This window comes from Glycomyces endophyticus (assembly GCF_039531525.1).
GTDB lineage: Bacteria > Actinomycetota > Actinomycetes > Mycobacteriales > Micromonosporaceae > Glycomyces > Glycomyces endophyticus.
This window is the reverse complement of the sequence record NZ_BAAAQF010000023.1, coordinates 13,160-30,697: the sequence shown is the minus strand read 5'-3', so window position 1 is coordinate 30,697 and position 17,538 is coordinate 13,160. Positions and strand designations below refer to the sequence as shown.

Genomic DNA, 17,538 nt, shown 5'->3' with positions numbered 1-17,538 from the left:
AGCCCAGGCTGAGATAGGGTTCGCCCATGACTGTTGCGACGATTCCCGCCCCGGCGTTCGCGATCGAGCGGTTCAGACTCGCGAACGGACTGCGGGTGGTCCTCTCGCCGGACCCGGGCGCGCCCGTGGTCGGCGTCGCCGTCGTGTACGACGTGGGGATGCGGTCCGAGCCCGAAGGGCGCACCGGATTCGCCCACCTGTTCGAGCACATGATGTTCCAGGGCTCCCACAACGTCGGCAAGGCCGAGCACATGCGCCACGTCCAGTCCGCGGGCGGCACCTTCAACGGCTCCACCCACATCGACTACACCGACTACTTCAACCTCCTCCCCTCCAACGGCCTCGAACTGGCCCTGTTCCTGGAGGCCGACCGCATGCGCGGCCCCGCGATCACCGAGGAGAACCTCGCCAACCAGGTGAGCGTCGTCAAGGAGGAGATCCGGGTCAACGTCCTCAACCGCCCCTACGGCGGCTTCCCGTGGATCAAGCTCCCGCCGGTCATGTTCGACACCTTCGCGAACTCCCACGACGGCTACGGGTCCTTCGTCGACCTCGACGCCGCCACCGTCGACGACGCCCGCTCCTTCTTCGACGCCTACTACCCGGCCTCGAACGCGGTCCTGTCCGTCGCCGGCGACTTCGACCTCGAACAGGCCCGCGACCTCGTCGAACGGCACTTCGGGAACGTCGAGGCGCGCCCCGCGCCCGTGCACCCGTCGTTCGAGGAGCCCGACCTGACCGACGAGCGCCGCCTCGCCTACACCGACGAGCGCGCGACCCTCCCGGCCGTCGCGGCCGCCTGGCGCGTGCCCGACCCGGTCACCGAGCTCGACGCGTTCCTGCCGTACGTCGTCCTCGGCGAACTGCTCACCGACGGCGACGCCTCCCGCCTGGTCGAACGCCTCGTCCACGCCGACCGCTCGGCCACCGCCGTGGCCGCGCACTGCACCTTCATGTCCGAGCCGTTCGCGTCCCGCGGCCCCACGGTGATGCTCGTGCAGGCGTTCCTGCCGCCGGGCACCTCGGTCGACGGCGTGCTCGGCACCGTGGACGAGGAGCTCGCCCGCGTCGCCGACGGCGTCGCGGAAGAGGAGCTCGACCGCGTCAAGGCACGCGTCGCCGCCCAGCTGCTGCGCGGCGACGACTCGGTCATGGGCCGCTCGCGCCGCCTCGCGACCGCCGAGATCTTCCACGGCGACGCCGCCATGTCGACCCGGTTCGCCGGGCTGCTCGGCGAGGTCACCGCCGAATCCGTCGCACAGGCGGCCGCCGCGCTCACGCCGCGGCGCCGCGCCGTCCTCGAAGTCGTCCCCGGAGGCGCCCAGTGACCAGCATTCCCGTCCCCGGACTCGCACCCGAGGTCCCGCTGTCCCTGCCGGTCCCCGTCGAGCGGACCCTTCCGAACGGCCTCCGGGTCCTGCTCACGCGCCGGCCCGGCGTCCCGCTCGCCGAGGTCCGCCTGTCGATCCCGGCCGCGCACACCGACCTCGCCGCCGCCGACCTGCTCGCCTCGACCCTGTTCTCGGGCACCGAGACCGCGTCGATGACCGACATCGCCCGCCGCCTCCAGAGCGTCGGCGGCGCGCTCGGCGCCGGCGCCGACCCGGACCGGATCGCCGTGTCCGGCAACAGCCTCGCCACGGGCCTGCCCGAACTCCTGGAGACCCTCGGCGACGTCCTCAAGGCCGCCGAGTACCCCGAGGCCCCCTTCGACGTCGAGCGCTCCCGGATCATCGACGGCCTCTCGGTCGCCGAGCAGCAGCCCGACTTCCAGGTCGGCCGCGTCCTCGACGCGCGCCTGTGGGGCGACCACCCTTACGGCCACCAGCAGCCCACCGCCGCCGAGGTCGCCGCCGTGGAGCGCCAGGCCGTGCTCGCACTGCACGCCGCGCGCCTCCACCCGGCCGGCGCCCGCCTCGTCATTGTCGGCGACATCGACCCCGACGCGACGTTCGCCGCCGTCGAGAAGGCCCTCGGCGACTGGAACGGCGCGGGCGAGCACCGCGCCATGGAGCCGCTGCCCGGCATCGTCCCGGGACCGCTGGTCCTGGTCGACCGGCCCGGCTCGGTGCAGTCCGCGATCCGCGTCGCCTACCCGGCGGTCGAGCGCACGCACCCCGACAACGCGGCCCAGCACCTCACCAACCTCGTCTTCGGCGGCTACTTCACCTCGCGCCTGGTCATGAACCTGCGCGAGACGAAGGGCTACGGGTACTCGCCGCGCTCGCGCGTCGACCACGCGCCCGCCGGCTCGACCCAGCTCGCGGCCGTCGACGTCGCCACCGAGGTCACCGCGCTCGCGCTCGCCGAGGTCCGCGCCGAGCTGCGCGGCATGGCCGAGAAGCCGCCCGCCGCGGAGGAGCTCGACCTGGCCCGCCGGTACGCACTCGGCTCCATCAAGCTCGCCACCGCCACCCAGGCGGGCGTCGCGAACTACATCTCGGTGCTCGCGGCCGCGGGGCTCCCGCTGTCGTGGCTCGCCGAGCACTCCGAACGCCTGCGCGAGGTGACGACCGCCGACATCCAGCGCGTCGCCGCCGAGGAGCTCGACCCCGACCGGGCGGTCACCGTCGTCCTGGGCGACGGCGGCGAGATCCGCGAGTCGCTCGCCGAGCTGGGGGAGATCGCGGCCCCATGATGCACCCGCCCCTGTCGATCGACGAGGTCGACCGGTACGCCGCGCACCGCGGCGACGACGAATGGCTCGGCGACGCGTGGCAGCAGGCCCAGGTCGTCGTCTGCGACCCCGAGCGCGAGCGCATCGACGCCGACGAGGACGGCCTCCGCTACTACGACGCCGGCACCGCCCCCGAAGGCGAGCGCGTCTACCTCGGCGGCGAGGACCCGCCGGTGTTCGCGGTGTTCGCGGACCTCCCCGAGGGGCTCCCCGGGCGCTGGATCAAGCCGACGTGGGACCGCCGCGACCTCGCGATCGCCGTGGAGGCCATCGGGATCGGGCACTGGCACGCCACCTACCGGTTCCACCCGACGACCGGCGAGCCGCTCCGTGCGCGCATGGCCGGCTGGGAGCTCGCGGGCGCCAACGGCCGCCCGGTCTTCCCGCGCACCGACCCGGCCGTCATCGTCCTCATCGACGACGGCGCCGACCGGGTCCTCCTCGCGCAGCACCAGCGGTACGGTGGCCAGCCGAAGCCCGCGGTCGCGCAGAACACGATCGGCGCGTCGGCGCAGTCGACCCGGCACGGCCGGTACGCCTGCATCGCCGGGTTCGTGGAGCCGGGCGAGTCCGCCGAGGCCGCGGTCCACCGCGAGGTCGCCGAGGAGGTCGGCATCCGGCTCGACCGCCTCGACTACGTCTCCAGCCAGCCGTGGCCCTACCCGCGCTCGCTCATGCTCGCGTACCGGGCCACCGCCGACGCGTCGCAGCCGCTCGCGCTCCAGGCCGAGGAGATCGCGGACGCCCGCTGGTTCACCGCCGACGAGGTCCGCCGGATGTGGGTCGACACGGAGGACTCGACGCCGAGCGCCGTGCGGATCTCCGTGGCGCGCTTCCTCATCGAGAACTGGCTCGACGGGATCTAGACCTTCGTGACGGCGGCCGCCTCGGCCTCCTCGGTGTCCGGCCGCTTGGCCGCGACCGCGCGCTGCGCGGTGAAGACGCCGGCGATGACGACGAGGCCGCCGATCACCTGCGGCACCGTCAGCGCCTCGCCGAGCATGGCCCACGCCGCGAGCGAGGCCACCACGACCTCGGTGTACCCGAGGCCGCCCGCGACCGGCGCGGACACGAACCGCAGCCCGCTGAGGCCGAGCCCGTAGGCCACGGCCGTGCACAGCACCAGCGCGCCGACGCTCGCCCCGCCGGTCATCTCGACGCCGCCGAGGACGACCTGCGAGGACAGGACGCTCCAGTCCAGCGCCCACGGGGCCGCGAACGGGGCGAGGAGCACCGCGCCGACGGTGAAGCCGATCGCCAGGAGCACGCGCACGTCGACCTTCGCGGTCAGCCGCTCGCCGGAGAGGAAGTACGTCGCCTGGCAGGCCGCGGCCGCCGCGCCCGCGACGAGGCCGACCGCGTCGAGGCGCAGCCCCGACCAGACCTCGACGACGATGCACAGGCCGACGATGCTGAGCAGCACGCCGATGACGGCCGCGCGCGGCAGGATCGTGCGCCGCACGAACCGCACCCAGGCGACGACCACGACCGGGCCCATGAACTCCAGGAGCAGCGCGATGCCGACCGGCAGCCGCTCGACGGCGATGAAGTAGAAGGCCTGCACCGCGGCGATCGCGGTGAGGCCGAAGAGCGCCAGGGCGCCCCACGGCAGGCGCGTGCCGCCGCGGAGGGTCCGCACCAGCGGGACGGCCGCGACGATGAGGGCGAGGACGCCGACGCCGCAGATCCGCAGCCACGTCACCTGGATCGGGGTGAGCCCGGCCTGGATGACCACTTTGCCGAAGGGGCCGCACACGCCGAAGAACAGCGAGGCGGCGAGGACGAGCGAGACGCCGAGGGCGGCACGGGGTGAGGTCATTGGCAGGGCTCCACGGATCGGCCGGCGGACGGGGCGCGGCGATGCCGGGGGAACGGGCCCGGGACCAGGGGTTCCGGGCCGCGGCCGACGCGCGGGATCGGTTGAGGGGGCGCCCGAACGGTACCTCGTTCAGGGGACAGAGAAAAGGCCCGGGACGGATCCATCCCGGGCCTGAATGCTTAGCGACCACCCCTCGAAGTCGCTAAGCAAGCTTGACGAGTCAACTATAGAGCATCGTACCGGCTTTGTGTCCTAAACGTGACCATAGTCTCGGTATGTGGCACAGGTCAAGCTGCGAGCTTCGCTTTCACTTGCGCCAGAGAGGGATTCGTGAGCGCGGAGCCGTCCGCGAACCGCACCGTCGGCACCGTCGCGTTCCCGCCGTTGACCCCCATGACGAAGTCCGCCGCCGCCGGGTCCTCCTCGATGTTGACCTCTTCGTAGTGGAGGCCCTCCCGGTCGAGCGCCGACTTCAGCCGCCGGCAGTAGCCGCACCAGGTGGTGCTGTACATGGTGATCATCGATCCTCCTTCTCCATCGAGCGTAACGCGATACCGCCCCCGGGCATTCCTCCGATCGTGGTCCTCCTCACGTTGTGCCCCAGACGAGTGAGCGGTCCCCGAGTTCTCGTCGGACGCCTCTGGGAGACTGTCCGGATGAGCACGCGCGACGAGGCCATCCACCTGCTCCTCTCCGGACTCGACCCTGAGCAGCGCGAGGCGGTGACCGCCGACCCCGGGCCCGTCTGCGTCCTCGCCGGCGCCGGCACCGGCAAGACCCGCGCCGTCACCCACCGCATCGCCTACCGGGTGCTGCGCGGCGACATCCGCGGCCAGCACGTCACCGCCGTCACCTTCACCGCGCGCGCCGCCGGCGAGATGCGCGACCGCCTCCGCGGCCTCGGCGTCGCCGGCGTCAACGCCCGCACCTTCCACTCCGCGGCGCTGCGCCAGCTCCGCTACTTTGGCACCAAGCGCTTCGGCGGCCAGCTCCCCGAGCTCGTCGACTCCACGCTCAAGTTCACGGCGATCGCCGCCGCCCGCGCCGGGCTCCAGACCTCCCGCGCCAAGAACTACGACCTCACCACCGAGATCGAGTGGGCCGCGTCGTCCCTCATCGGCCCCGACGACTACGTCAGCGCCATCGCCGCACTCGGCCGCGACGCGCCCGCCGCCCCCGAGGACGTCGCGAAGGTCTACGCCGCCTACATCGAGGCCAAGCGCCGCGCCGGGGTCATGGACTTCGCCGACGTCCTCGCGTACACCGCCGACCTCATCACCGACGTCGAGGCCGCGGCCGACCAGATCCGTAACCAGTACCGCTTCTTCGTCGTCGACGAGTACCAGGACGTCACCCCGCTCCAGCAGCGCCTCCTCGACGCCTGGCTCGGCGACCGCGACGACGTCACCGTCGTCGGCGACGCCAGCCAGACCATCTACTCCTTCACCGGCGCCACCTCGAAGTACCTCCTCGACTTCACCCGCAAGCACCCCGGCGCCGCGCTCGTGCGCCTCGTGCGCGACTACCGCTCCACCCCGCAGGTCGTCGGCCTCGCCAACCAGATCATCGGCGAGTCCAAGGGCCGCGAGGCGAAGATGCGCCTCGAGCTCGTCGGCCAGCGGCCCGACGGCCCGGCCGTCACCGCCGAGGTCTTCGCCGACGAGGCGGAGGAGGCCGACATGATCGCCCGCCGCTGCCGCCAGCTCATCGCCGACGGCACGAGCGCCTCCGAGATCGCGGTCCTCTACCGCACCAACGCCCAGTCCCAGGCGTACGAGGAGGCGCTCGCCTCCTACGGCGTCCCGACCGTGGTCACCGGCGCGGCCCGCTTCTTCGACCGGCCCGAGGTCCGCCAGGCCGTGATCGCGCTCCGCTCGGCCGCCAAGACCGACATCGGCGCCATGCCGCTCGCCGAGGCCGTCCCGGCCGCGCTCGACGCGGTCGGCTGGCGCGCCGACGCCGCCCCCTCCGGCGGCGCGCAGCGCGAGGCCTGGGAGGCGGTCGCCGCGCTCGCGGCCCTCGCCGAGCAGTTCCTCGACCACCATCGCGCCGACCCCGACAAGGACGGCCCCGACCCGGACCTCGACGCGTTCTGCGCCGAGCTCGGCCGCCGCGCCGCCGAGCAGCACGCCCCGGCCGTCGAGGGCGTCACCCTCGCGAGCCTCCACGCCGCCAAGGGCCTCGAATGGGACGCGGTGTTCCTCGTCGGCCTCGCCGACGGCACCCTCCCGACCACGTTCGCCCGCACCGAGACCGCACTCGAGGAGGAGCGGCGGCTGCTGTACGTCGGCATCACCCGCGCCCGCGAGCGGCTCCAGCTCTCCTACGGCCTCGCCCGGAACTCGGGCGGGCGCGAACGGCGCCTCTCGCGCTTCCTCGCGCCGCTCGGCCTCGGCGGGTTCCCCAAGACCCCGGAGCCGGCCCCCGGCAAGCCGCGCTCCTCGTCGAAGAAGACCGCGAAGGTCCTCGACTGCTCGGGCTGCGGCAAGACGCTGACCGACGCGCGCGACCGCAAGCTGGGCCATTGCGCCGACTGCCCGGCCACTATGGACGAGGAGCTGTTCGAGCGGCTCCGCGAGTGGCGCGTCACCGTCGCCAAGGCCGACGCCAAGCCCGCCTTCACCGTCTTCACAGATGTGACCTTGATCGCCATCGCGGAGCGCTGTCCGTCATCCGACACCCAGCTCGCGGAGCTCCACGGCATCGGGAAGTCGAAGCTCGACAAGTACGGTCCGGCGGTGTTGCACCTGGTCAACGGCGGTGCGGTCGAGGACGCGGTGGCACTGTCCACGGAGGCGTCGTGACTTCCCGAACCGACCGCAAAAACTTTCTTTCAAAACCCCGGAAAAATACGTTGCGCTCCCGAGGAGGACGGGCGTAGCGTTGCTCAAGCCGGGAGAGGTGTGCGCCTCAGACCTCGGCAATGTAGGAGATGAAGACCAATGACGACCATGGAACCCGGAAAGGAGGGGTAGACGATGTTGCTGCTCAGCGAACCTCAGCACACTGTGCTCGGCGCGACCACGCGTGAGTCGGCCGTTGCCGTGTATCGGAACATCGCGCCCGTCTTCGCCCAGTTCCGTGGCACCACTCTGCCCGTTGCCGTCCTGACCACCACGGCTCCGAGCACCGTCAATGCGATTGACGACACCACCGATATGGGCGCCCTGACCCTTCGCGGACGTGGCACGGCAGTCGCCGGCCTCGGTTGGCAGCCGGTTCTCTCCGGCTCCAAGAAGCGTCACGGCGTCACCCGCGGGAGACCGCCTCGAGATCAACACCGGTTGGGCTGACTGAAGCAGCCCGGCTCGGAACTCTCGAGGCCGCGAATCCCGCACCAGGGATCGCGGCCTTTTTGTTTGGCGTGAAACGCCAGGTCGCGGCCCGTCAGTAAGAGAACAGACGAGACAGATTGCGAAGCAATTGAGTCCTCAGACAGCACTGATGCGACCGACCGTCGACCCGACCATCGACACGAGAGAGGAGACCGAGCCCATGACCGACACCCTCATCGGACCCGAGCTGCGGGAGCAGGCTCGCGAGACCGGTAGCGACCTCGCCTGCCGCGAGTACGACGCGGACCTGTGGTTCTCGGAGCAGCCGACCGAACTGGAGTTCGCCAAGTCCCTGTGCGCCGACTGCCCCGTGCGGCTGGAGTGCCTGAGCGGCGCCCTCGACCGCCACGAGCCGTGGGGCGTGTGGGGCGGCGAGATCTTCGAGAAGGGGAACGTCGTGGCCCGCAAGCGGCCCCGCGGCCGGCCCCGGAAGGACGCCGCGCTCATCGAGCAGGCCGCGCAGGCGGAGCTCGCCGCGCGCACGAAGGAACTGGCGCTCGCGGGGGTGGCGGTGTCATGACCGTCGACTATCTGAGCCGGCACCTGAAGCGGGACGTCGGCATGCGCGACCTCGGACCCTCCCTGACGGAGGAGGTCGAGGCGGTCCGGCCGCTGGCGCCGTCGACCGCGATGTTCGGACGGCTCCGCATGCGGAGCCTCTGGACCGAAGCCGGTTACAAGCGAGTCGTGCTCAAGGGCGGGAAGCACCGCCGCCGCAGGCATTGACCGCGCGATAACCGCGTTGGCTGAGAGGGCCCGTCCCCGGGAGGGGGCGGGCCCTCTCTGTTGCCATGGCGGCGAACGTGAAACGGGTGTGTTCCGGAGTGTCGTCGCGAAACGGACATCCGCAGGCTCCCCCGGATCAACAGTGCCACCGGGGTCCGACGGCAGCCGCAGGTGCGGTTCAGGCCCGCCGGTTCGGGTCGGTCCCCTCGGGGTCGGCGAAGCCCGGCAGCCACTCCAGCAGGATCTCGCGCCAGTTCGCGGTCGCGCCGAGCTGGCACAGCACCCCGATCGAGCCCATCGTCACGCGGTGGATGAGCAGGTACGCGGGCGGGAAGCTCAGCTGCTTGTTCAGCTTCGCGGCCTCCGAGCCCTGGCCGGTCAGGCGCGTGCTCTCCTTGCGCAGCCACTCACGCGAGAACCGGAACTCCTCGCCCGCGATCGGCTCGAGCATCGGCACGAGCAGTTCGAGCATCGCCTTCGCGTCGATGTCGAGGTTCGGCGGCACGAAGCCCTCGCCGCGCAGGCCCGCGACGACCTCCTCGGCCCGGCTGTCGAGCGTCAGCCGCGTGAGCCGCCCGACCTGCACGGGCATCCCGCCGGGGAGCCGCGCTGCCGCGCCGAAGTCGTAGACCACGAGCCGCCCGTCCTCGCCGATCGCGAAGTTCCCCGGGTGCGGGTCGGCGTGCAGGAGCCCGGCGCGCGCGGGCGCGGAGAAGTGCAGCGTGCACAGGCGCAGCCCGGCCGCGTCCCGCTCCTCCTGGGTGCCGGTGGCGATGACGTCGGCGAGGGGCCTCCCGGGGATCCACTCGGTGACGAGCACCTCGGGGCTCGCGTGTACGACCGCCGGGACCGAGATGAGCGGGTCGTCGGCGAACGCGTCGGCGAACTGCTGCTGGGTCGCGGCCTCGAGCTCGTAGTCGAGCTCCTCCAGGAGCCGCTCGCGCAGCTCCACGGTGATCCGCTTGACGTCGAAGTTCGGCTGCAGCACCTTGAACATCGGGGCGATGCGCGAGAGGTGGCGCAGGTCGGAGCGGAGCGCGTCGCCCGCGCCCGGGTACTGGATCTTGACGGCGACGGGCCGCCCGTCCTTCCACACCGCGCGGTGCACCTGGCCGATGCTCGCGGCCGCGGCGGGGGCGTCGTCGAACTCGGCGAACCGGTCGCGCCAGTCGGGGCCCATCTGGCGTTCGAGGACGCCGTGGACGCTCGCCGCCGGCAGCGGGGGAGCGGCGTTCTGGAGCTTCGTCAAAGCCTGCCGGTACGGCGCGGCGAGGTGCTCGGGGAGGGCCGCCTCGAAGATCGACAGCGCCTGGCCGAGCTTCATCGCACCGCCCTTGAGCTGGCCGAGCACGCTGAACACGTGTTCGGCGGTGCGCCGCTGCGCCTGCTCGCTGAGGATCTCGTCGGCCAGCCCGGTCACGCGCTTGCCGAGCCCCACCGTCGCCCGGCCCGCCAGCCCCAGGGGGAGGGAGGCGAGCTTCATGCCCCGCACGATCGCCCGGCGCGGGAGGTCATCACCCGAATGGGCCGGTCCATGCCTGTCGCTCACGTTCCCAATGCTCTCACGGACGGGGCCGATGACGGAGGCCGAGCGCGTTCGCGGCGTCACCGGGGGCCTGAACAGGCGCGGTGGGTCACCCTCCCGGGTGAAGCGGCGCGGCGGGGCTTACAGGCGTGAAATCTGTGGCATTCTGAGGCTGAACGGTCGCACAGCGTGACCGCCGCTACATGGGGGGTACCAGTGGCTACTGCTACGGAGACTTACAACGGGTACTGCGTCAAGTGTCGCGAGAAGCGCGACTTCGAGGGCACCGTCGTCGTCTCGGACTCGGGCCGCCGGATGGCCAAGGGCACGTGCCCGGTGTGCGGCACGAAGATGAATCGGATCCTCGGCAAGGCCTCGTGATCGCTGACCGGAAGGTCGACCCCTCGCTTGATCCCACGATGCGGGAGATCAGCGGGGGGATTTTTATGGCATAGCACCATGCACGCCGCAATCGAGACATCTGCGTTAGGCGATTGTCACCCCCGCGGATTAGTGTGCGTTCATGGCGCGCAAAGTGCATCCCCCCGTAGAAGTACGGCGCTCTCCCCGGCGCCGTGCCACCGTAGCGGCCTATGAAGAACGAGGCCGCGTGGTCGTCATGATCCCCGACGCCTTCTCGGAGACCGAGGAGCGCGAATGGATCGACCACATGCTCGCGAGGCTCCAGAAGAGGGAGGCCCGAGACGGCCGCGCCTCGGACGAGGCCCTGCGGGCGCGGGCCGTCAGGCTCGCCCGCCGCTACTACCCCGAACACCCCGAGTGCGCCGTCCCCAAGAGCGTCCGCTGGGTCGACAACCAGCACCACCGCTGGGGCTCGTGCACCCCCTCCGACGGCTCGATCCGGCTCTCGCGCCGGCTCACCATGATGCCGTCCTGGGTCATCGACTACGTCCTGCTCCACGAACTGGCGCACCTGGTCCACCACGACCACTCGCGGCCGTTCTGGGACATGGTCGCGCGGTACTCCAAGGCCGAGCGCGCCCGCGGCTACCTCGAGGGCATCGCCGACGCCGAGGCCAGCGACCCGCGCTGACGGGGGCCCGCCGGACCGACCGCCGAGGCGGCCGGACGCCCGGCCCTGCCTTACTTCTCCCCGGACTCGTCCTCGTCGTCCTTCGGGTCGTTGACCGCGAGCTGGTCGAACATCGACAGGTCCAGGTCCTCCAGGGCCTCGGAGACCGTCGTGAACGACTCCGGGCGCTCCAGGTCGGCCGCGCTCGGCATCAGGTCCGGGTGCGCCCAGACCGCCTCGCGCCCCTCGATCCCGCGCGCCTCGGTGAGCGAGCGCCACAGCCGCTCGGCCGCGCGGACCTTCGCCTGGTCGAGCTGCAGGCCCACCAGGGCCTCGAACGTCTGCTCCACCGGGCCGCCGGAGGCGCGGCGCCGCCGCGCGGACTCCATGAGCCGGTCCATCGTCGGCAGCCGCTCGCCGACCGCGTCGGCCACGACCGTGTTGATCCACCCGGCGATGAGCGCCAGGGACGTCGCCAGCCGCGCCAGCGCGGCCTTCTGCTGCTCGGTGTCCTCGGGCTTGAACACCTCGCTGAGGTCGAGCGTCGCCGCGACCTCGGGGTCGGTCGGGTCGATGTCCGACATGGCCTCCTCGATGGCGGCCTCGTCGATGCGGATCTCCCGCGCGTACGCCTCGAGCGCGCCCAGCAGGTGCGAGCGCAGCCACGGCGCGTGCGTGAACAGGCGGTGGGCCGCGGCCTCGCGCAGCGCCACGAACAGCCGCACCTCCTCCACCGGGAGCTCCAGCCCCTCGGCGTAGGCGCCGATGTTCCCCGGCAGGAGCGCGGCGACGCCGGTCCGCCCCAGCGGCAGGCCGACCTCCGTGGAGGACAGCACCTCCCCGGCGAGCTTGGCGAGGGCCTGGCCCATCTGCGCGCCGAACAGCGCCGAGCCGACCCCCTTCATGAGGTCGGCCATCGGGCCGAGCATCCCGGCCATCTCCTCGGGGACGAGCGTCTGCATCGCCTCGCCCATCTGGGCCGCGAGGGGCTCGGCGAGCTGCTTCCAGGAGTCCTCGGTGCGCGCGATCCACTGCTTGCGCGTCCACGCGTCGGTCGCGGTGACCCCGGAGGGCCAGTTCACGACGGAGTCGAGCCACAGGTCGGCGAGGCGCACCGCCTCGGCGACGTGCGCCTGGTCGGCCGGGCCGACGACGTTCTCGCTCTCCAGCTCCGACTCGGCGAGCTGGCGGGCGAGCTGCCAGTTGACCGGACCGGACGAGAGCGACTGCGCCATCATCTGCTGGAGTTGCTGCATCATCTGCTGCACCCGCGGGTCGTTCGGGTCCGGCAGGTCGCCGCCCAAGTTGCCGAAGCCGAATGGAATATCGGAGCCCATGGGCCAACCGTACGTCAGAGTAGGGGGGCCGGGCCATGGCTGGCCGATCTGGGACCCCCGCGTTCGCTGCGGGCCGAAAGCGCGCCCGGGGCTGCGCATGTAGGCTTCCCCGCATGCGAAGGCGTGGAATGACCGTCCTGTTGGGGGCCGTACTGGTGGCGCTGCTGACCTGGCAGGCGCTCTCGATGGACGTCGCCTACGTCGTGTTCAGCCCCGGCCCCACCGAGGACGTCCTCGGCTCCGAGGAGATCGACGGGGTCGAGCACCAGATCATCAGCGCGGGCACCGAGTTCGAGTCCGAGGGCGAGCTGCGACTCACGACCGTCCGCGTCATGCAGTCGGTGACCCTCGCCGAGGCGCTCCGCTTCTGGACGTCCAATGAGTACGCGATCATCCCGCGCGACCTGGTCTACCCGCCCGGGGAGTCGGAGGAGGACATCGCCGAGGAGCAGCAGGCCGACTGGGTCGAGTCCCAGTCGAACGCCGAGCAGGCCGCCCTCGCCCACCTCGGCGAGCCCGCCGTCATCTCCGTCGTCGCCGACTCCGCCGGGCTCCTCGCCGGCGACGTCGTCACCGCGGTCGACGGCGCCCCCGTCACCTCCCTGACCGCCCTCGCCGATTACGCCGACAGCGAAACCACCGTGACCGTCACGCGCGCCGGCGCGGCCGTCGCCGTCCCCGGCGTGGTCCTCGGAGAGGCCGACCTCCAGTCCGTCCACGACGACCCGTACGGCATCGAGATCGACACCGACGCGCTCGACATCGGCGGCCCCTCCGCCGGCCTGATCTTCGCGCTCGGCATCGTCGACCGGGTCACCGAGGGCGACCTCACCGGCGGCATGGTCGTCGCCGGGACCGGCGAGATCGATCCTGAAGGGAACGTCGGCGCGATCGGCGGCATCCAGCAGAAGATCACCGCGTCGGTCGACCTCGGCGCCGAGGTCTTCCTCGCGCCGGCTGCGAACTGTTCGGACGCCGTCACCGTTCCGCACGACGGCATGACTATTGTCAAAGTCGAGACGCTCGAAGACGCTGTCCTGGCGCTTGAGTCCCTAGCGGCCGACGGGGAAGTCACGACCTGCTGACCCCGCCCGCGCCGCGAGACGTGAAGGAGTTGCTTCAGTGGCGAACCGGACGCCCACCCCACCACGGATGAGCCGACGAGGACGCTACGTCCTGATCCTCCTCGTGGGCGCCATAGTCCTGCTCTCGGTGCTCGGCTGGCTCGTCAGCCTGCGCACCGACTACCTCTGGTACGACTCGGTCGGGTACACCGCGGTGTTCTCGACCATGATGTGGACCCGCCTGGGCATGTTCGGCGTCTTCACACTCGCCATGGCCGCCTGGTGCGGCCTCAACCTCTACCTCGCCTACCGGTTCCGGCCCGACACGTGGCCGGCGACCAGCGAGCAGGAGGGCCTGGAGCGGTACCGCGAGCTCATCTCCCCGCGGGCCGGCTGGTGGATCGGCGGCGTCGCCGTCGTCGTCGGCGTCTTCGCCGGCATGTCCGCCCAGAGCCGCTGGGAGACCTGGCTGCTGTTCCGCGAGGGCGGGCGGTTCGACTGGACCGACCCCGTCCTGGGCATGAACGCCGGCTTCTACGTCTTCCGCCTCCCGTTCTGGCAGTTCCTCATCGGCTTCGGGTTCGCCGCGATCGTCGTCGGCCTCCTCGCCTCCCTGAGCGCCTACTACCTCTACGGGGCGCTGCGCTTCTCCGGCCAGGGCGACCGCATGACCAACGTCGCGCGCATCCACCTCTCGGTCCTCGTCGCGCTCTTCCTGGGCCTCAAAGCCGTCGCGTACTACTTCGACCGCTTCGACTTCACCACCCAGGAGAACCAGGTCACCGACATCGTCGGCGGCGGCTACACCGAGATGACCGCCCTCATGAACGCCAAGAACGCGCTCATCTGGGTCTCCGTCATCGCGGCCGTCGTCATCCTGGTGTTCTCGTGGGGCTTCACCCGCTCCCTCGCCCTCCCGGCCGCGGCCCTCGGCCTCGTCGTCGTCACCGCGATCGCCGCCGGCGGCATCTACCCCGCCGTCGTCCGCAACTTCCAGGTCGAGCCCAACCGCCCCCAGCGCGAAGGCGAGTACGCCCAGCACACCATCGACGGCACCAGGTACGCCTACGGCATGGAGGACCTGGAGACCACCACCTACAGCGTCGCCTCCCAGCCGAACGCCGAGACCATGTCGGCCGACCAGTCCACCGTCCCGTTCGTGCGCCTCATCGACCCGTTCGTGGTCTCCGACGCGTTCACCCAGGCGCAGCAGCCGCGCAGCTTCTACGACTTCAACGAGAAGCTCGACATCGACCGCTACACCTACACCGACGAGAACGGCCAGGAGGTCACCCAGGACTTCGTCGTCGGCCTGCGCGAGCTCAACCCGGGCCAGCTCACCGACGAGCAGCAGGACTGGACCGTCGCCCACACCGTGTACACGCACGGCTGGGGCTTCGTCTCCGCCTCGACCACCGAGAGCGACAACGGCGCCCCCTGCTTCACCTCCGGCGTCCTCTCCGACGACCCCGGCAACTGCCAGATCGGCAACGACATCATCGACGTCGAGAAGCCGCAGATCTACTACGGCCTCCTCAACAACGAGTACGCGATCGTCGGCGTCCCCGAGGACGAGACGCCCCGCGAGTACGACCGCCCCACCGACGTGGCCGTGGTCGACGAGGACTCCACCGAGGACCCGGCCGAGGAGATCGGCGACGACCGCTACACCACCTACGAGGGCGACGGCGGCGTCGACATCGGCTCGATCGGCAACCGACTCCTCTACGCGTGGGAGTTCCAGGAGCCCCGCTTCCTGCTCTCCAGCCAGATCAACGAGGAGTCGCAGCTCCTCTACAACCGCAACATCCGCGAGCGCGTCCAGATGGTCGCCCCGTTCCTGACCGTCGAGGCCGACCCGTACCCGGCCGTCGTCGACGGCGAGATCGTGTGGATCGTCGACGGCTACACCACGACGAACGAGTTCCCCTACGCCGACCGGGTCAACCTGGCCGACGCCACGAACGACACGTACTCGGGCCAGGGCGTCGCCAACCAGGCGTCCGAAGAGGTCAACTACATCCGCTCCTCCGTCAAGGCCGTCGTGAACGCCTACGACGGCTCGGTGAAGCTGTACGAGTTCGACGAGGAGGACCCGATCCTCAAGGCGTGGAACGAGATCTACGGCGGCGACCTGGTCATCCCCAAGGAGGAGACCCCCGAGTCCCTGGTCGCGCACTTCCGGTACCCGCAGGACCTGTTCAAGATCCAGCGGAGCCTCCTCCAGCGCTACCACGTCGACGAGTCGCGCACCTTCATCGAGGGCGGCGAGGCGTGGGCGACCACGAACGACCCGTCGCAGGCGCAGTCGGTGACCCAGCCCGCGTACTACGTGTACGCGACCTACCCGGAGCAGGACCAGCCGTACTTCCAGCTGACCAGCACCTTCACGCCGAGGAACCGGGAGAACGCGCTGGCGTCGCTCATGTCGGGCTACTACGACGAGGACGGGAACCCGCGGCTGACGGTGTACGACGTCGTCGGCGGCGACGACCAGTCGGTGCGGCAGATCCACCAGATCATCACCTCCACCTCGGAGGTGGTGACGACGCTCCGCGACGCCACGCAGGCCGGCACCACGGTCGAGTGGGGCAACCTGCTCGCGCTGCCGGTCGGCGACGGCATCCTCTACCTGGAGCCGATGTACCTGCGGCGGCAGGCGGGCGGCCAGGGCGAGGACCTGCCGCGGCTGACGAACGTCGCCATCAGCTACGGCGGGTACGTCGGCTTCGCGCCGACGTTCGAGGAGGCCGTGGCGATGGTGGTCGAGAAGTACGTCTCGGGCGCCCCGAGCGAGGCCGAGCAGACCGAGGGCGAGGAGGGCGAGACCGAGTCGCCGTCGGAGACGCCGACCGAGGCGCCCACCACCGAGGCACCGGCGACCGCCGATCCGCCGGAGGTCGAGGCCGCGATCGACAACGTGATCGCCGCCCAGACCGCGTACGAGGAGGCCCAGGCCTCGGGCACGAACGAGGAGGAGGGCCGCGCGCTCGACGACCTCCTCGCCGCGCTCGACCAGCTGGCGGCCGCCCGCGAGGCCGCGGGGCAGTAGCAGGGCANCCCGGGGACCGAACGGTCCCCGGGCCCCGTCGCGTCCGGACTAGGCGGCGAACGCGGCCTTGTGCTCGATCGCCCACTGCGCGAACGTCGCGGCCGGGCGGCCGAGGAGCCGTTCGACGGTGTCGGTGGCGGGCCCGGGTTCGCGCGCGAAGTCCGCGAGCGACCCGAGCAGCCGCGCCGGGACCTCTGCGGGCAGGCCCTGGGCGATCATCCCGGCCCGCACCTGCTCGGGCGCGAGCTCGACGAACGGGACGCTCCGGCCGACGGCCTCGCCGATGAGCTGCGCCTTGCGCGCCTGGGTGAGCGACTCCGGCCCGGTGAGCACGTAGGCGCGGCCCTCGTGGCCCGGCTCGGTGAGGGCCCGCACCGCGACCGCGGCGACGTCGTGCTCGTGGATCGAGGACGAGGCGGCACCAGGGTAGGCGCCGCGCACCGCGCCGCCGCGGACCTGCGGCGCCCACGCGAGCGCGTTCGCGTCGAAGTCGGCGCACCGCAGGTGGGTCCACGCCAGGCCCGACTCCTCGGCGGCCCGCTCGGCCGCCCGGAACCCCGCCGCGAAGCGGGGCTCCCCGGCGGGGTGGACGACGGTGGCGGAGGAGATGACGGCGACGCGGCGGACCCCGGCCGCGGCGGCGGCCGCGAGGAGTCCGGCGGAGGCGGGCCCGGCCGCGCGGGGGCTGAGGAGGACGCCGTCGACGCCCGCCCAGTGCGCGTCGAGCGCGCCGGGGGCGGACGGGTCGGCGGCGATGACGCGCGCGCCGTCGGGGAGGCGCGCGGCGGCGGGGTCGCGGGTCACGGCGGCGACGGCGCGTCCGGCGGCGGCGAGGAGGCGGACGGCTTCGCGCCCCACGGCGCCGGTGGCGCCGATGACGACGATCATGGTGGTGTCCCTTCGGATCGGTCGGTGTCCACTCCTAGAGCGACCGGCCCTCCGATTCGTGACAGCCCCGCACTGTGTCCCC

General features: G+C 71.7%; 16 protein-coding genes. 11 read left to right on the top strand and 5 right to left on the bottom strand.

The genetic code is table 11. The features are described 5' to 3' along the window. The first annotated feature begins 26 nt into the window (after nt 1–26). Genes ABD419_RS21895 through nudC form a run of 3 tightly spaced genes read left to right on the top strand, consistent with a single transcriptional unit; the run spans nt 27 to nt 3,543 of the window. Complete coding sequence (locus ABD419_RS21895; RefSeq protein WP_344491183.1) at nt 27–1,328, top strand: M16 family metallopeptidase; 1,302 nt, start codon at nt 27–29, stop codon at nt 1,326–1,328. Then, a complete protein-coding gene (locus ABD419_RS21890) occupies nt 1,325–2,638 on the top strand; it encodes a M16 family metallopeptidase (protein ID WP_344491180.1) in 1,314 nt (437 codons plus the stop codon). The genes ABD419_RS21895 and ABD419_RS21890 overlap by 4 nt, the downstream gene beginning before the upstream one ends. Continuing rightward, nucleotides 2,635–3,543, top strand: coding sequence for an NAD(+) diphosphatase (nudC, locus tag ABD419_RS21885; protein ID WP_344491177.1), 909 nt, complete (start codon nt 2,635–2,637; stop codon nt 3,541–3,543). The genes ABD419_RS21890 and nudC overlap by 4 nt, the downstream gene beginning before the upstream one ends. Here nudC and ABD419_RS21880 read toward each other — a convergent pair. Further along, entirely contained in the window at nt 3,540–4,496 is a 957-nt protein-coding gene (locus tag ABD419_RS21880; RefSeq protein ID WP_344491174.1) for an EamA family transporter, read from the bottom strand. The genes nudC and ABD419_RS21880 overlap by 4 nt on opposite strands. Before the next feature lie 287 nt (nt 4,497–4,783). Then, on the bottom strand, nt 4,784–5,017 hold the full coding sequence (locus ABD419_RS21875; protein WP_344491171.1) for a mycoredoxin: 234 nt from the start codon (nt 5,015–5,017) through the stop codon (nt 4,784–4,786). A gap of 135 nt (nt 5,018–5,152) precedes the next feature. Here ABD419_RS21875 and ABD419_RS21870 point away from each other — a divergent pair, with 135 nt between their 5' ends. The 4 genes from ABD419_RS21870 (at nt 5,153) to ABD419_RS21855 (ending at nt 8,557) form a co-directional block, all read left to right on the top strand. Further along, a complete protein-coding gene (locus ABD419_RS21870) occupies nt 5,153–7,300 on the top strand; it encodes an ATP-dependent DNA helicase UvrD2 (RefSeq protein WP_344491168.1) in 2,148 nt (715 codons plus the stop codon). 174 nt (nt 7,301–7,474) lie between these two features. Next, nucleotides 7,475–7,789, top strand: a complete 315-nt coding sequence (locus ABD419_RS21865; protein WP_344491165.1) for a hypothetical protein — start codon at nt 7,475–7,477, stop codon at nt 7,787–7,789. Nucleotides 7,790–7,991: 202 nt separating this feature from the next. Further along, nucleotides 7,992–8,351, top strand: a complete 360-nt coding sequence (locus ABD419_RS21860) for a WhiB family transcriptional regulator (protein WP_344491385.1) — start codon at nt 7,992–7,994, stop codon at nt 8,349–8,351. After that, complete coding sequence (locus tag ABD419_RS21855) at nt 8,348–8,557, top strand: hypothetical protein (protein ID WP_344491162.1); 210 nt, start codon at nt 8,348–8,350, stop codon at nt 8,555–8,557. The genes ABD419_RS21860 and ABD419_RS21855 overlap by 4 nt, the downstream gene beginning before the upstream one ends. Nucleotides 8,558–8,735: 178 nt before the next feature. Here the strand turns inward: ABD419_RS21855 and ABD419_RS21850 are convergent, their stop codons facing one another. Further along, entirely contained in the window at nt 8,736–10,040 is a 1,305-nt protein-coding gene (locus ABD419_RS21850) for an ABC1 kinase family protein (protein ID WP_344491160.1), read from the bottom strand. A 258-nt stretch (nt 10,041–10,298) separates the two neighbouring features. Here ABD419_RS21850 and ABD419_RS21845 point away from each other — a divergent pair, with 258 nt between their 5' ends. Next, nucleotides 10,299–10,463 carry a DUF5679 domain-containing protein gene (locus ABD419_RS21845; RefSeq protein WP_181245930.1) on the top strand — a complete coding sequence of 55 codons (165 nt, stop codon included), beginning with the start codon at nt 10,299–10,301 and terminating at the stop codon, nt 10,461–10,463. Between the two features lie 142 nt (nt 10,464–10,605). Then, entirely contained in the window at nt 10,606–11,136 is a 531-nt protein-coding gene (locus ABD419_RS21840; RefSeq protein ID WP_344491152.1) for a M48 metallopeptidase family protein, read from the top strand. A 50-nt stretch (nt 11,137–11,186) separates the two neighbouring features. On the opposite strand, the gene ABD419_RS21835 is transcribed toward ABD419_RS21840, so the two are convergent. Further along, entirely contained in the window at nt 11,187–12,452 is a 1,266-nt protein-coding gene (locus ABD419_RS21835; RefSeq protein WP_344491149.1) for a zinc-dependent metalloprotease, read from the bottom strand. Between the two features lie 113 nt (nt 12,453–12,565). Here ABD419_RS21835 and ABD419_RS21830 point away from each other — a divergent pair, with 113 nt between their 5' ends. Together ABD419_RS21830 and ABD419_RS21825 are read left to right on the top strand one after the other, a co-directional pair. Further along, nucleotides 12,566–13,537, top strand: coding sequence for a YlbL family protein (locus ABD419_RS21830; protein WP_344491146.1), 972 nt, complete (start codon nt 12,566–12,568; stop codon nt 13,535–13,537). 67 nt (nt 13,538–13,604) lie between these two features. Next, nucleotides 13,605–16,568, top strand: coding sequence for a UPF0182 family membrane protein (locus ABD419_RS21825; protein WP_344491143.1), 2,964 nt, complete (start codon nt 13,605–13,607; stop codon nt 16,566–16,568). 48 nt (nt 16,569–16,616) lie between these two features. Here ABD419_RS21825 and ABD419_RS21820 read toward each other — a convergent pair whose 3' ends face one another. Next, a complete protein-coding gene (locus tag ABD419_RS21820) occupies nt 16,617–17,456 on the bottom strand; it encodes an NAD(P)H-binding protein (RefSeq protein ID WP_344491140.1) in 840 nt (279 codons plus the stop codon). Between the last annotated feature and the right edge of the window lie 82 nt (nt 17,457–17,538).

Coding starts and splice junctions, on each gene's coding strand:
- ABD419_RS21895 (WP_344491183.1), top strand. CDS start 27: ATGACTGTTGCGACGATTCCCGCCCCGGCGTTCGCGATCGAGCGGTTC.
- nudC (WP_344491177.1), top strand. CDS start 2,635: ATGATGCACCCGCCCCTGTCGATCGACGAGGTCGACCGGTACGCCGCG.
- ABD419_RS21880 (WP_344491174.1), bottom strand. CDS start 4,496: ATGACCTCACCCCGTGCCGCCCTCGGCGTCTCGCTCGTCCTCGCCGCC.
- ABD419_RS21875 (WP_344491171.1), bottom strand. CDS start 5,017: ATGATCACCATGTACAGCACCACCTGGTGCGGCTACTGCCGGCGGCTG.
- ABD419_RS21870 (WP_344491168.1), top strand. CDS start 5,153: ATGAGCACGCGCGACGAGGCCATCCACCTGCTCCTCTCCGGACTCGAC.
- ABD419_RS21865 (WP_344491165.1), top strand. CDS start 7,475: ATGTTGCTGCTCAGCGAACCTCAGCACACTGTGCTCGGCGCGACCACG.
- ABD419_RS21860 (WP_344491385.1), top strand. CDS start 7,992: ATGACCGACACCCTCATCGGACCCGAGCTGCGGGAGCAGGCTCGCGAG.
- ABD419_RS21855 (WP_344491162.1), top strand. CDS start 8,348: ATGACCGTCGACTATCTGAGCCGGCACCTGAAGCGGGACGTCGGCATG.
- ABD419_RS21850 (WP_344491160.1), bottom strand. CDS start 10,040: ATGAAGCTCGCCTCCCTCCCCCTGGGGCTGGCGGGCCGGGCGACGGTG.
- ABD419_RS21840 (WP_344491152.1), top strand. CDS start 10,606: ATGGCGCGCAAAGTGCATCCCCCCGTAGAAGTACGGCGCTCTCCCCGG.
- ABD419_RS21835 (WP_344491149.1), bottom strand. CDS start 12,452: ATGGGCTCCGATATTCCATTCGGCTTCGGCAACTTGGGCGGCGACCTG.
- ABD419_RS21830 (WP_344491146.1), top strand. CDS start 12,566: ATGCGAAGGCGTGGAATGACCGTCCTGTTGGGGGCCGTACTGGTGGCG.
- ABD419_RS21825 (WP_344491143.1), top strand. CDS start 13,605: ATGAGCCGACGAGGACGCTACGTCCTGATCCTCCTCGTGGGCGCCATA.
- ABD419_RS21820 (WP_344491140.1), bottom strand. CDS start 17,456: ATGATCGTCGTCATCGGCGCCACCGGCGCCGTGGGGCGCGAAGCCGTC.